Genomic DNA, 14,181 nt, shown 5'->3' on the forward strand with positions numbered 1-14,181 from the left:
TTGTTGTAATCCGCTCATCCATAAATGAGCTCTTTAGTTCTATTTATGGATTTTATCAGTATTGGGTTTCTTAAAGTTTGCTCTTCAAGCAAATCAACGTCTCTGCCAAATAGATTTTGTAAATTTTCTTTTAAATTTATATAGTTCTCAAAATATTTTGACAACTCTATAGATTTAAATTTCACCAAAAAATCTATATCACTTTTGGTATTTAAATTGGGATTCAGGGCAGACCCAAAAAGATACATCTTCTCTACATTGTATTTACTACAAAGCTCTGTCAGGCTATCAATATGGTTGTCTATTAAATCCATTATTCAAATTTAGTAAAAATATTAAATGTCCTGTTGAGAGAAAAGACTGTTGCATAGCAGCCGCTATGCGTAGGTACAATGCATTTTAACCCGTTTTTTTGGGATTAATCTTCCTCGCGATAGCTTTTTATAAAATCATTGTTGTAGATGGCCCCTACAATATCGTTTACGATCGCCTTTTTGTTGGGTTCATCATCTTCCAGTTCGGTACCCACCTCGTACAGGCTGTCGGCATAGGCAACGGCCTGTTCTTCGTCATCAAACAATAACACCACATCATTATTTACCTCGGCATCTACGCCATTTGGCGGCGGCGGAACGGAATATCTTTCAAAACTGTTAAAAGTAAGTTGTGATTCTCCGGTTGACGGAATGGCGATACGTAGCATAATTTGCGTTTTAAATATGATTTGTTTAATACTATATCAACAGGAATAAGCTAAACCTGTTTTAGGTATTTAAGTATTTAGTGTTGCAGTCTGCTATTTTGAAATACCCGGTTCAATCCCTATCTTAAGCCTGCATTAACAAACACCAATCAGGCTTATGGCAGATACCGCTACAGGACAATTAAAACGGGTATTAAAGCCTGTGCATTTATGGGCAATAGGGGTGGGCTTGGTTATATCCGGCGAGTACTTCGGCTGGAACCTGGGCTGGCACGTAGCGGGTACTATGGGGCTGTTAATAGCCACGCTGGTAGTTACCCTGATGTACGTCACATTCATATTTAGCTATACCGAGCTTACCGCAGCCATACCCCATGCCGGCGGCGCGTTTGCTTACGCTTACAGGGCAATGGGGCCGTTTGGCGGGCTGATTGCCGGTTACGCTACGCTTATTGATTTCCTGCTTGCTACGCCTGCTATCGCCATTTCTTTAGGCAGTTATTTACACTTCTTATATCCCGCTATACCGGTTATGCAATCGGCATTGTTATTTAATACGGCATTTATCATTTTAAATATTTCGGGGGTTAAAGAGTCGGCCACCTTCTCCATATTAATTACTGTATTAGCTGTTGGCGAGCTTTTATTATACATGGGTATAGTTACCCCGCATTTTAAAATGAGCAATTTTTTAACCGACCCCATGCCTTTTGGCTGGTCGGGCGTGTTTGCTGCGCTGCCTTATGCGGTATGGTTGTACCTGGCGATAGAAGGGGTCGCGATGGTGGTAGAGGAAGTGAAAGAGCCAAAGAAGAATATTCCCAAAGGCTATATCTCGGCTATATTGACCCTTGTGTTTCTGGCGCTTGCTGTAATGATATTAACCGGCGGCATCACCAACTGGCATCAACTGGATAGTTTAGCTTATCCGCTGCCGGCTTCAATAGGCATTGTTTTAGGCAATGATAACGGCATCACCAAATTATTTGCGGGGATAGGTTTGTTCGGGCTAATCGCTTCCCTGCATGGTATTATACTGGCTTCATCCCGGCAGGTGTTCGCTATGGCACGCAGCGGCTATTTACCGCGGACTTTAGCCAACGTAAACACTAAATTTAAAACCCCGCATTGGGCGCTGATCGGTAGTGGTGTTGTAAGCTTTATAGCGATATTTATAGGTACCATGGATCAGATCCTGGTGTTATCGGTATTGGGCGCTGTGGTGATGTATTTAATGAGCATGGTAAGCCTGTTTATTTTAAGGAAGAAAGAACCGGGTTTGGAGCGGCCGTTTATTTCGCCCTTTTACCCCGTCTTTCCTGCAATAGCTTTGGTTATATCAGCAATTTGCCTGTTCGCCATTATTTGGTTCAACGCGCTGGTGAGCCTTATTTTCTTTGCATTATTAGCCGCAGCTATTGTTATTTTTATGCTGATGGGAAAACATAAAATTAAGATAACTGACGATGCGTTACTTGAGCGTTAATCAGCCATTCACCAATAAACTAATGAACCATTGAACAAATGACCCAATAATGTACCGGCATACCATAAAAGGAAAGGTTTACCAATTTGATGATCTTAAAGATCTGCTGGCCAAAGCTTCGCCATGCCGGTCGGGTGATGAGTTGGCTGGGGTATGCGCAGCTACTTATGAGGAACGGGTTGCTGCCCAGATAACTCTGGCCGATGTACCGTTGAAAACGTTCCTGAACGAAGTGGTTATCCCTTATGAAAAGGATGAGGTTACCCGCCTGATAATCGACAGCCATGATGCCATAGCGTTTGAACCTGTAAGCCACCTAACCGTCGGCGATTTTTGCGACTGGCTGTTAAGCGATGATACGGACTGTGATAGCTTACGAAGTATATCCCCGGGAATCACCCCCGAAATGGCCGCCGCGGTATCCAAGTTGATGCGTAACCAGGACCTGATCGCGGTAGCAAAAAAATGCGAGGTAGTAACCCGGTTCAGGAATACGATAGGGTTGAAGGGGCATTTCTCTACCCGGCTGCAGCCTAACCACCCTACAGACGACCCTAAGGGTGTTGCCGCGAGCATTATTGATGGCTTGCTATACGGCAGCGGCGACGCTGTTATCGGCATAAACCCGGCCACGGACAGCCCGGCGGCGGTAGCAAATTTATTAAGGCTGATAGATAACCTGCGGGAGCAGTTTGAGATCCCCACACAGTCCTGTGTATTGAGCCATATCACTACCACTATCCAACTGATCAACGAAGGCGCGCCGGTTGATCTTTGTTTTCAATCCATAGCCGGTACCCAGCGTACCAACTCAAGTTTTGGCGTCGACCTGGCTTTGCTGGACGAGGCTTACGCCGCCACGCTGTCCTTAAACCGGGGGACGGTGGGGAATAACGTGATGTACTTTGAAACCGGGCAGGGCAGCTCACTATCAGCCAACGCTAATTTTGGTGTGGATCAGCAAACCTGCGAGGCAAGGGCCTATGCCGTTGCCCGGAAGTATAACCCGCTATTGGTAAATACGGTGGTGGGCTTTATCGGCCCTGAATATTTATATGATGGCAAGCAAATTATAAGGGCGGCGCTGGAAGATCATTTCTGCGGAAAGCTGCTTGGCCTGCCAATGGGTGTCGACGTTTGCTACACCAACCACGCCGAAGCCGACCAGGACGATATGGATAACCTGTTGACGCTGCTGGGCGTTGCCGGTTGTAATTTTGTGATGGGGATCCCGGGGTCGGATGATATTATGTTAAACTATCAATCCACCTCTTTTCATGATGCTTTGTATTTACGAAAGGTGTTAGGATTGAGGCCTTCGCCAGAATTTGAAAGATGGCTGATAAAGCAGGAAATAATAGATAAAAACGGTAATATATTGGTAATAAATGGTAACAACGGGTTATTAAATGGTAATAAAAAGTGAAAAAAGTCATAAAATCCACTGACTTATTAGTAGGTATGCGGGCGTTTACTGCCGCGCGGATTGCAATTGGCAGGGCAGGTACCAGCATCCCTTTAAAACAGTCGCTGGAGTTTAAACTGGCCCATGCCCATGCCCGCGATGCAGTTTATTCAGATCTGGATATCAACGCATTAACGGATGACCTGAAACAGTTCCGGCTGCCCATCCTGCACTTGCATAGCCAGGCCGGTTACCGCGAGCAATACCTGCAACGCCCGGACCTGGGCAGGAAGCTAAGCGAGGCTTCTAAAACCGAACTACAGGGTCATACTCAACCGACGGATATCGCCATAATTATAGCTGATGGGTTATCTGCAACTGCAATTAATACCAATGCCGTGAACCTGCTAAAAATACTGATCCCGATGCTGCATTTGGCTAATTTACAACTGGCTGATATAGTGATTGTTGAACAGGGAAGGGTAGCTATAGCCGATGAAATAGCCCAGGCTTTACAGGCTAAATTATCCTTGATAATTATAGGTGAACGGCCGGGTTTAAGTTCGGCGGATAGTATGGGGGTGTATCTTACTTACAACCCCAAACCGGGTTTAACTGATGAACTGCGTAACTGTATTTCAAACATCAGGCCGGCAGGTCTTACCTGCGAGCAGGCATCTAAAAAGATCTTTTACCTGGTGCAGGAAGCGTTTAGAAGAAAACTATCGGGTGTTGAATTAAAAGACAATGCCGGCTTATTGCATGAATAAACCGGCATTGCCGCATTAGTTGTATTGCTTAACTTTTCTTAATCTCTTCGATATAACCATTAAACGAAATTGACTGCCTGCTACCTAATGTAACTTGTAATGAAGCGTACCCATCGTTTGATACATCTAATCGCAAGGTCTGTACATCCCCAACCGTATTTATAGTAGTTTTTTTAGGCTTGATGGTGATGTCCCATCCGCCTTTTTTCTTTTCTACGACTTTGTAATCATAATCTACGGTTTTTAGTTTAATGCCACCATCGTTTAAATCGCGCGGTGCGGAGTATGCGCGCCCAAAATAAGGCAGGTATACCTCTAGCTTGCCTGTGCTTACACGTACATCATAATCGCTGGTTAAAGCACGCGGAGACATGGACATTGGGATAACATAGTTTGCCTTAAAAGCATAGTTGTCAGACGTTATAATACGTTTGATATCAGCGGCTTTCGCAGCTTTTTTATCGGCTTTGGTTGGTTGTGCACTGCTGTATGATAATGTGCTTAGGCAAACTATCATTAATGTGATTGATTTTAATAAATTTTTCATATCTCTAAGTTTAATTTGATGTTAATTTATCAGATATTGGTTCTTCAATATGGCCGGTAAAGTATATGCGACCAGCATAAGCTAATGTGCCCGAGCCGTCAGGCTTCAGCGTTAAAGTGAATTTTACATTCTCCTATTGAAGATCTTTTGTAGTAATAAACACATGCCAAATGCCTTTTTTGTCAACCTTGCTCTTGTAATCAAATTTAACAACATCCTCATTCCAACCACCGGGATTATGTGATGTAGTAGTGGTATACGTAGGCAAATATATCTCCAGGTTATCTTTTGAAACAGCTAAACCGAAATCATAAAATAATCTTGTCTCGGGTGTTACGTTTACAGCATATTCCGGTTTAAATAAAAAATTTTGCGATGTAATGAGGCGTTTAACTTCAGCAGCCTCTAATGCTTTTTTATCAGCTATGGGTGTTTGTGCATAGCTGTATGATAAGGTGCCCAGCCAAATTATCATGAAGGTAATGAGTTTTAATATGCTTTTCATAGCCAGTGGTTTAATTTGATGCCAACGAATCAGATGTTTGTTCTTCAATATGGCCGCTAAAGTATATACCATCATTAAAAGCCAAAGTGGCGTAGCCGTCGGGTGTTATAGTTAATATCACCTTCACGTAAGGACTAAAACGATTTTTTAAATGTTCCGTAGGGTCATCTTTCGGAGTAATCAGCACGCGCCAGGTACCTTTTTTATTAACCGTAGCAACATATCCAAATTTAGAAGTAGTATTATTATATCCGCCCTCATTAGGGTTCATGTATTGATCAAAACGATAAATAGCGGGAAGGTATACACTAAATTCTTCCTTAGAAACTTCAAGGTCATAACTGCCATACAGCTTTTTGGCCGGGGTTACAGTTTCTGCATACTCTGGTTTAAATACGAAATTTTGCGATGTAATGAGGCGCTTGATCTCGGCGGCTTTCGCTGTTTTTTTTTCAGCAGTAGTTGTTTGTGCAAAGCTTACCGTGACGACAAATAAGCTGAATAACAACGATGATAAAGGTTTACTAAGTTTTTTCATAGCAATAGGTTTTTAAGGTTAGTTAAGTGTGTGCTTTTACTATATGACATAAATTTAAGCAATAAGTTTAGTTAAAAGAAAAAAACCCACATACTTAAAAGTAAGGATGTGAGTTTTTGCTTTTTTTAAAGTAGGTGGTAATCAAAATTCATCGATAGTATCTCGCCTTATTGGATCATGAATATGCACCAATAATTTATTGTTGATATTGTCTATTTCAAAGTCCGATCGCTCATTTGCAGGTTCATCTTTATTAATATCGGCACATCCATAATAAAAACGTACGCGGTACCTGAAAAGTATTTTACCGCTGTTTGTTACAGCATCAAAAGTTATTTGCTGCTGATCTATTTCTAAACTTTCAATCTCAGGCGATCCGCCTACATCATCGTGAAAAGCCAACAGGCTTGCACAGATCTCCGTTTTAATTGCCTTGTCACTGTCAAATACGTCAATAAAAAAACGGCCGATGGTGAGATCACCATCGGCCAGTTTTTTTTGTATATCAGTTGGTACATTAACTGTTACCGTCGCCATTTAATTATATCAAATTAACGCTGCGGTTAACAAACTCTGTCAGCTCGGCACCGGTTAATAAACCTTGCGAAAGTAAAGCCAGATCAAAAGCTTGTTTAGCTAATTGCGATTGTACTTCTTCGTTTGCGTCCTGCAAGATGCGGCTTACCAGTTTATGGTTTCCGTTTACTACTACTTTGTAGTTATCAGGCATGCTGCCATAAAAACCCATACCGCCACCCATGGCTGCCATATCTTTCATACGGCGCATAAACTCATCCATGGTTACAGTTACCGGTAATTCGTCCGGACTAAGGCTTTCCAGTTCCACTTTATAAGCAGCGCGATTGATAGCTTTATCAAATATCGCTTTTACTTTAGTAGCTTGCTCTTCGGTTAAAACATGTTCAGGCGCATCATCTTTTTTGATCAGTTTATCAGCTACATCAGCATCAACACGTTTTAGCGAGGTTTTCTCAAGCTTTTGCTCTAAATGACTTACAAAGTGCGTATCGATAGGCGAATCCATCAACAATACATCATAACCTTTACGATTAGCCGACTGGATAAACGCGTCCTGTTTTGATGGGTCGTTAGTGTAGATATAAACCAACTGGCCATCTTTATCAGTTTGTACCGGCTCAACCTTGTCTTTGTATTCGGTTAAAGTAAAGTTCTCTTTAGCAGTATTGGTTAATAAAACAAAGTCTTTAGCCTTATCATAAAACTTGTCTTCGCTCACCATACCATATTTTACAAACAGGCCAATGTCGGTCCATTTTTCTTCGTAACCCTTGCGGTCGTTTTTAAACAGCTCTGCCAACTTATCAGCTACTTTTTTGGTGATGTAGCTGTTTATCTTTTTAACATTGCTATCGGCTTGTAAAAAGCTGCGCGATACGTTAAGTGGGATATCCGGTGAATCAATTACACCATGCAACAGCATCAAAAACTCGGGCACGATATCCTTAACCTCATCAGTAATAAATACCTGGCGAGAGAATAATTTGATCTTATTACGCTGGATCTCGAAATCCTTTTTAAGCTTAGGGAAATATAATACCCCAGTTAAGTTAAACGGATAATCAACATTTAAATGGATCCAGAATAATGGGTCCTCGCTAAACGGATATAATTCTTTATAGAATGACAGATAATCTTCATCTTTTAATTCAGCAGGCGCTTTTGTCCAGATGGGGCTGGTGTTGTTAATCACATTATCAACCTCAACATCGCTGTATTTAGGTTTGCCTTCTTCGTCAACACCATCCTCCACAGATTCGGTTTTTTTACCGAAGATGATAGGCACCGGCAGGAAGCGGCAATATTTATCTAATATTTCCTGTAAGCGATGTTTGCTTAAAAACTCTTCAGATTCGGCATTGATATGCAGGGTGATCTCGGTGCCACGTTCTTCAAGCGTACCTTCGCTTATTTCAAATTCCGTACTGCCATCGCAGATCCAGTGTGCGGGCTCGGCACCATCCTGGTAAGATAGTGTTTGGATCTCTACCTTATCTGCCACCATAAATGCAGAGTAAAAGCCCAAACCAAAGCGACCTATAATCTCGTTGGCATCTTTAGCTTCCTTAAACTTCTCCATAAACTCGGTGGCTCCCGAGAATGCGATCTGGTTAATGTATTTTTTTATTTCTTCGGCGGTCATACCCAACCCATTGTCGGATATAGTGATGGTTTTTGCTGCCTCATCAAAAGCAACCTCAACCCGCAGGTCGCCAAGCTCGCCGTTATATTGGCCCAATGAAGCCAGTCGTTTAATTTTTTGGGTAGCGTCAACCGCGTTTGATACCAGCTCGCGCAAAAATATCTCGGTATCAGAGTACAGGAATTTTTTAATTATCGGAAAAATGTTTTCGGTGTGGATCGAAATGGTTCCTTTTTCTTGCATAATTTTATAATCTAATTTCAGGGTTAATGTTTAGTAACAACCCTGCATATCAATGAGCGTTCCAAAGGTGGTTATTTGTCAAATTGGCATACTTCTTTTAAAAAAGCGGCAAACACATCCTGTAATTTTTTCATAGTCTCGTTATCCTTCACATTTCCATCAGCATCCATCTTAGATCGGATAAACCGTATCAAAAAAGTAGCGCTATTAACAACCTTTGCTGACAAAGCGCCCAAAGTGAGCAGGAGGGAACTATGCGCATACTCACCACCCAACGAAGCAGTTATCAAGGCCACTGGCTTATCAACCAGCGTACTGCTTGACACCAGCCAATCCAGCATGTTCTTCAATGAACCGGGAACGCCAAAAGCATATTCGGGCGTGCATATAATGAGGCCGTCGGCCTCTGTTAATTGTCGACGTAAAGCTGCTACAGCGGGCGGCGGAGTATCGGTATCCAATCCGGGATCAAACGGCGGGATTAGGGCCAGATCGGTATAGATAGTATATTCGATATCCGCAGGAGCTATTGAACCCAAATAAGTTAGTATGGCATGGTTGGACGAACCCTGGCGTAAACTGCCGGAAATGGCTAAGATCTTTTTCATAGTATTGATGGTGCCAAGTTATTATATCTCAAATAAATTAAAGAATATCGACTCGAAAAGAGCAGGCTTTTGACGCAGGTGATCCACTTTAAAATATGGATCACCTGGATCACTGTTTTTGATTAACGTATTGAAAATTAATATTTTAACTTTTCAAGCGGATCACTTTGGATCACTCTTATTAGTCAGGATTTTTAAGCATACGCATTAATTAGTTTGTTGATAATCAAATAATTGAAAATCGGGTATTTTTTGCCGATTTTTTTGATGTGGATCAGTAAAAGTGGATCACCCGGATCATTTTTTTTTGAGTTCTTAAAGGCTTTTGTACCTGCTAAAAATTATATACTTTTAGCAATCACATGGAACAAAAAAACAACAAAAAAACCATTTGGGCGTGGTGCATGTTTGATTGGGCTAACCAATCGTATAACATGGTTATAACCTCAACTATTTTCCCCGCTTATTATGTAGGAATCACAGCCCATACAATTTATGGTAAAAATACGGTTAGCTTTTTTGGCCATAAGTTTGTTAATACCGTATTGCAAAATTACGTTTTAGCTGTATCGTACCTGCTTATCGTGCTTTTATTGCCGATATTGACTTCCATAGCCGATTACCGCGGCGCTAAAAAGCTATATCTGCAATTGTTTACCTGGGTGGGCGCTTTGGCATGTGCCGGTTTGTTCTTTTTGAAAGAAGGCGGGCCAATAGAGCTTGGTATGATATGCTTTGGTTTAGCCACCATAGGTTACTGCGGCGGGTTTGTGTTCTATAACTCGTACCTCCCGCAAATAGCCACATTAGACAAGCAGAACGACGTGAGCGCGAAAGGGTTTATATATGGGTTTGCCGGCAGCATCGTAGTACAATTGGTTTGTTTGGTTGGGATATTATTTCACAATTCGTTTGGGATCACCGAAGATATGGGGGCGCGTATTTCATTCATCATTGTTTTTATATGGTGGATAGGATTTGCTATAATCCCTTTCAAAATACTGCCCAAAGGCGAACCTAATGCCGGGTCTCATAAATTCAATGTAATTACCGGAGGATTTAAAGAGTTGGCAAAGGTTTTCGGTAAAATCAAAACTATGCCGCTGGTTAAAAGGTTTTTACCTGCATTCTTCTTTTACTCGGTAGGTGTACAGACCATCATGTTGGTTGCTGCCGAATTTGCGGCCAAGGAACTGCACATGAAGGATGACGATTTAATTGCCATCATCCTTATCATCCAAGTGGTAGCTATAATAGGCGCATGGCTTACTTCGCTGGCATCTAACAAATATGGCAATACAAAAACCCTGATTGTGCTGGTAGTTTTTTGGACTTTAACCTGTTTGAGTGTTTACTATATAGCAAACCAAAACCAGTTTTATGTAGCTGCATTTGCAGTTGGGATAGTAATGGGTGGCGTACAATCATTATCGCGTTCAACATACGCCAAACTGTTACCACAAGACATCCCGGACACCGCATCTTATTTTAGCTTTTATGATGCCACTGAAAAACTTTCTATTGTCGTGGGCCTTGCAGTTTTCGCCTATGTAGAAGACCATACCAGCACCATGCGTAACTCGGCATTAGCCCTGGATTGTTTCTTTTTGGTGGGATTGGTATTATTGATAGCTTTATTTGTAGCTGAAAAGAAAGCTAAGGACATACAAATTGTACCATTAGCAGAGTAAAAGCGTACTTCTCCTATAACCTAAATATTAAATGAAAACTACTCATATCATCGCAGCCATATTTTTGCTGCTTACTTTAAGTTTCTGCATACCTGATACCATGCAAAGTATTGATGATAAGGTATCGCTGGATTTACTTAAGGCAGACTTTAAAGAAATAACTTTTAATATTGAAAGCAAGGCGCCCAATCCATATTATTTATGTGCCAAAAGCTCTTACGATTCAATAAAACAAAAGATCACAGCTTCAATAAACAAGCCGATGACTACTATCGAATTTTATCAGAAAGTATCGCCAATGTTTACCCTGTTGAATGACGAACACTTTAGTCTTCGTTTGGACGAAGGGCTTGTTAAAAAGTTAGAACTACAAAACCCCGACCTCTATTTCCCTTTCACGGTTTTTATAGATAAGGATAAAATTTTTATTGATAAATGTTTAAGGGAAGGTACAGCGGTAAAGAAAGGAGATGAAGTCCTTTCTATTAATAACGTTCCTTCAAAAGAGATATTAAATAGGTTCCGGCATGGCATGCTACTAAAAAGTAATGAAGAGAATTATTTTGAAAGACGGAATGAAGATCATTTTTATAGAAGTTTATTTTCGGAAATGGGTTTCCGGAATAATTTTAGCTTAAAATTTGCCAATAAAACGGTAAAAATAAAAGGCGTTCAAAAAAAGGTAATAACTGCACTTTGGGATTCAATTGATGATTTTACGTATGTCATACTTAACGAAAAAATTGGATACCTGCGCATAAACACGTTGGTAGCAGATAAGCGGCAAAAACTTGATTCGGGTTTAATTGTTTTTTTCAAGACGCTTAAACAGCAGCGCATCAATAAATTGATTGTTGACATCCGTGGTAATTTAGGCGGGAGCACAAAATTATCCAGGGATGTTTTCGACTACATTACCGATAAAAAATACAGCATGGATACTGGCGAAGAATACCTGCAAAATTCAAAAAACGTTTTTGAAAGTGATACAACGCTTGACGCTCCTAAGCGGATGGCGGATAAATTTATAGGACGAACAATTCTCTTAAATAATGTCACTTCCTATTCAAGTGCGCACATGATGGCAAACGCTTTTAAATATTATAAAATGGGAACTGTAATAGGACAAATAAGTGCTGAGCCATTATTTATTTCAGGCGAGGTCCGGGAAGCAATAACTTCAAATACCAAATGCAGCGTTTATTTCCCAACTAAAAATTTTTATCTGCCCGGATATGAAAAAAACAGTGCCTCTTACTTTGTCCCGGATTACCAGGTTTACCCAACCATAAATGACAGGGTTAAAGGTAAAGATCCGGCAGTAGATCTGGCCATTAAAATTCTCAGTGTTAATCGTTAATCTAAATAAGCGATAACCTTCAACAACTGATAACGTATATTTTAATTTAGCTTTAATGTTCGAAAAAAACAATAAAAAAACCATCCGCGCCTGGGCCATGTTTGATTGGGCTAACTCGGCGTATAACCTGGTGATAACCTCAACCATCTTCCCGGCTTATTACGTGGCTATTACTGAAAATAAAGCCAACGGTGATAAGGTAATGTTCTTTGGCCATAGCTTTGTGAATACAGCTTTGTCAAATTATGCTTTGGCGGCTGCTTACTTCGTTATTGTGCTAATGCTGCCCATCCTAACATCCATTGCCGATTATCGTGGCAATAAGAAAGCCTTTATGCAGTTTTTTACCTGGCTTGGCGCCGTAGCCTGTTGCTGTCTTTACTTTTTCAAGCTGGCTACCTTAGAGTTTGGAATTATTTGCTTTGCATTGGCCGCCATAGGATATAGTGGCGGCTTTGTGTTTTACAACTCCTATTTACCAGAGATAGCCACCGTTGATAACCAGGACTCGGTTAGCGCAAAAGGCTTTAGTTATGGCTACATCGGCAGTATGATCCTCCAGGTAATTTGTTTTGTATTTGTATTAGCGCCGGGTATATTTGGGATAACAGATACCAGTTTCCCGGCGCGTTTATCGTTTTTGCTGGTTGGTTTATGGTGGATAGGCTTTGCTCAAATTCCGTTTAAAGGTTTACCTGCGGGCAACGCAAAAGTTATTAATAAAAAAGTTAGTGTGTTACGTGGCGGCTTTATTGAGTTAGGTAAAGTATGGCAGCAGGTTAAACACATGCCTTTATTAAAGCGCTATTTACCGGCTTTCTTTTTCTACAGTATGGGCGTGCAAACCATTATGCTGGCGGCGGCCGGCTTTGGCGCAAAGGTATTACATCTGCCCACCACCAGTTTAATCACTATCATCCTTATCATTCAATTAGTGGCCATATTTGGTGCTAATTTAATGTCAAGGTTATCAGCAAAGTACGGTAACGTTTTTGTGCTAACCGGTGTGGTAATTATCTGGATCATTGTTTGTTTAATAGCTTATTTTATCAATAATGCTATACAGTTTTACCTGCTGGCTGCTGTGGTTGGTTTGGTAATGGGAGGGATCCAGTCCCTGTCCCGGTCAACCTATTCTAAATACCTGCCGCAGGATGCTACCGATACAGCCTCATTCTTCAGCTTTTATGATGTTACCGAAAAACTGGCCATAGTTGGCGGTATGTTCAGTTTCGCATTGATAGAAGATCTGACCGGCAGCATGCGCAACTCCATACTTGCGCTGGGCGTTTTCTTTATCGCAGGTTTGATATTGCTGATCGCTTTATATAAGCATGAACAAAATTTAAGCATGGTTAAGTAAACTCAAAACTCATCGCCCAAAACCCATTACTTTTTCTGAAATTAGCGGCGCATGAAAACCGAACTATTTATTCCCTGTTTTATAGACCAACTTTTCCCTGAAACAGCTTTTAATACCATTAAAGTTTTAGAAAAAGCCGGCTGTACGGTGGAATACAACCCCGAGCAAACCTGTTGCGGCCAGCCCGCCTTTAACGCCGGTTTTTGGGACGAGGCAAAAGATGTGGGAAGCAAATTTTTAAATGGCTTTTCGGAAGACAGCATTATTGTAACCCCGTCTGCATCGTGCACCGGTATGGTCAAGAACTATTATAACGATCTGTTTACCAATACCATTGTACACAACAAGTGCAGGGCCATACAAGGTAATATTTATGAGCTGTCGGATTTCCTGGTGAATATCTTGCAGTTTGATTATTTCGGGGCCGAGCTGGAAGGCCGTGCCGTTTACCACGATAGCTGCGCCGCTTTGCGCGAGTGCCATATCAAACAAGAACCCCGCCAGCTATTATCAAAAGTATTGGGACTGGAACTGGTAGATCTGCCGCAGGGCGACACCTGCTGTGGTTTCGGTGGTACCTTTGCTGTTAAGTTCGACGCTATATCAAGCGCTATGGCGCAGCAAAAGGTTGATATAGCCCTTTCTGTTGGCGCTGAGTATATAATTTCTACAGACGCATCCTGCCTGCTTCACTTGCAGGGCTATATCGATAAGAACAACCTGCCTATTAAAACCCTGCACCTGGCCGATGTTTTGACATTGGGTTGGGGTAACGTATAA

At 41.4% G+C, this 14,181-nt stretch carries 15 protein-coding genes; 7 read left to right on the forward strand and 8 right to left on the reverse strand.

The window, feature by feature from the left end; translation table 11 throughout:
* Positions 1-14 precede the first annotated feature (14 nt).
* Together ABIB50_RS14585 and ABIB50_RS14590 are read right to left on the reverse strand one after the other, a co-directional pair.
* A complete protein-coding gene (locus tag ABIB50_RS14585; protein ID WP_429380669.1) occupies positions 15-314 on the reverse strand; it encodes a nucleotidyltransferase family protein in 300 nt (99 codons plus the stop codon).
* 104 nt (positions 315-418) lie between these two features.
* Positions 419-703 (reverse strand): hypothetical protein, encoded by a 285-nt coding sequence (locus tag ABIB50_RS14590; protein ID WP_429380671.1) that lies wholly within the window; start codon positions 701-703, stop codon positions 419-421.
* A gap of 157 nt (positions 704-860) precedes the next feature.
* On the opposite strand from ABIB50_RS14590, the gene eat reads away from it, so the two are divergent.
* From eat to eutC, 3 genes are read left to right on the forward strand one after another with little or no spacing between them, the layout of a single operon-like run.
* Positions 861-2,189 carry an ethanolamine permease gene (gene eat, locus ABIB50_RS14595; RefSeq protein ID WP_429380673.1) on the forward strand — a complete coding sequence of 443 codons (1,329 nt, stop codon included), beginning with the start codon at positions 861-863 and terminating at the stop codon, positions 2,187-2,189.
* 49 nt (positions 2,190-2,238) lie between these two features.
* Positions 2,239-3,615, forward strand: a complete 1,377-nt coding sequence (locus ABIB50_RS14600; RefSeq protein ID WP_429380675.1) for an ethanolamine ammonia-lyase subunit EutB — start codon at positions 2,239-2,241, stop codon at positions 3,613-3,615.
* Positions 3,612-4,364, forward strand: a complete 753-nt coding sequence (eutC, locus tag ABIB50_RS14605; protein WP_429380677.1) for an ethanolamine ammonia-lyase subunit EutC — start codon at positions 3,612-3,614, stop codon at positions 4,362-4,364. The genes ABIB50_RS14600 and eutC overlap by 4 nt, the downstream gene beginning before the upstream one ends.
* Before the next feature lie 28 nt (positions 4,365-4,392).
* On the opposite strand, the gene ABIB50_RS14610 is transcribed toward eutC, so the two are convergent.
* The 6 genes from ABIB50_RS14610 to ABIB50_RS14635 form a co-directional block, all read right to left on the reverse strand.
* On the reverse strand, positions 4,393-4,911 hold the full coding sequence (locus ABIB50_RS14610) for a DUF4251 domain-containing protein (protein ID WP_429380679.1): 519 nt from the start codon (positions 4,909-4,911) through the stop codon (positions 4,393-4,395).
* A 133-nt stretch (positions 4,912-5,044) separates the two neighbouring features.
* Positions 5,045-5,416: a DUF4251 domain-containing protein gene (locus ABIB50_RS14615; protein WP_429380681.1), complete on the reverse strand. Its 372-nt coding sequence runs from the start codon at positions 5,414-5,416 to the stop codon at positions 5,045-5,047.
* 10 nt (positions 5,417-5,426) lie between these two features.
* The gene (locus ABIB50_RS14620; RefSeq protein WP_429380683.1) at positions 5,427-5,954 is read right to left on the reverse strand and encodes a DUF4251 domain-containing protein; all 528 of its coding nucleotides are present in this window, start codon (positions 5,952-5,954) and stop codon (positions 5,427-5,429) included.
* A gap of 141 nt (positions 5,955-6,095) precedes the next feature.
* Positions 6,096-6,491 (reverse strand): hypothetical protein, encoded by a 396-nt coding sequence (locus ABIB50_RS14625; RefSeq protein WP_429380685.1) that lies wholly within the window; start codon positions 6,489-6,491, stop codon positions 6,096-6,098.
* Positions 6,492-6,495: 4 nt separating this feature from the next.
* A complete protein-coding gene (htpG, locus tag ABIB50_RS14630) occupies positions 6,496-8,379 on the reverse strand; it encodes a molecular chaperone HtpG (protein ID WP_429380687.1) in 1,884 nt (627 codons plus the stop codon).
* Between the two features lie 71 nt (positions 8,380-8,450).
* Positions 8,451-8,987: an NADPH-dependent FMN reductase gene (locus tag ABIB50_RS14635; protein WP_429380689.1), complete on the reverse strand. Its 537-nt coding sequence runs from the start codon at positions 8,985-8,987 to the stop codon at positions 8,451-8,453.
* Positions 8,988-9,349: 362 nt separating this feature from the next.
* On the opposite strand from ABIB50_RS14635, the gene ABIB50_RS14640 reads away from it, so the two are divergent.
* From ABIB50_RS14640 to ABIB50_RS14655, 4 genes are read left to right on the forward strand one after another with little or no spacing between them, the layout of a single operon-like run.
* Positions 9,350-10,678 (forward strand): MFS transporter, encoded by a 1,329-nt coding sequence (locus ABIB50_RS14640; RefSeq protein WP_429380691.1) that lies wholly within the window; start codon positions 9,350-9,352, stop codon positions 10,676-10,678.
* A gap of 31 nt (positions 10,679-10,709) precedes the next feature.
* The gene (locus ABIB50_RS14645) at positions 10,710-12,038 is read left to right on the forward strand and encodes a S41 family peptidase (RefSeq protein ID WP_429380693.1); all 1,329 of its coding nucleotides are present in this window, start codon (positions 10,710-10,712) and stop codon (positions 12,036-12,038) included.
* A gap of 55 nt (positions 12,039-12,093) precedes the next feature.
* On the forward strand, positions 12,094-13,401 hold the full coding sequence (locus ABIB50_RS14650; protein ID WP_429380695.1) for an MFS transporter: 1,308 nt from the start codon (positions 12,094-12,096) through the stop codon (positions 13,399-13,401).
* 51 nt (positions 13,402-13,452) lie between these two features.
* Positions 13,453-14,181, forward strand: coding sequence for a (Fe-S)-binding protein (locus tag ABIB50_RS14655; RefSeq protein WP_429380697.1), 729 nt, complete (start codon positions 13,453-13,455; stop codon positions 14,179-14,181).

The organism is Mucilaginibacter sp. UYCu711 (assembly GCF_050433825.1).
Classification (GTDB): domain Bacteria; phylum Bacteroidota; class Bacteroidia; order Sphingobacteriales; family Sphingobacteriaceae; genus Mucilaginibacter.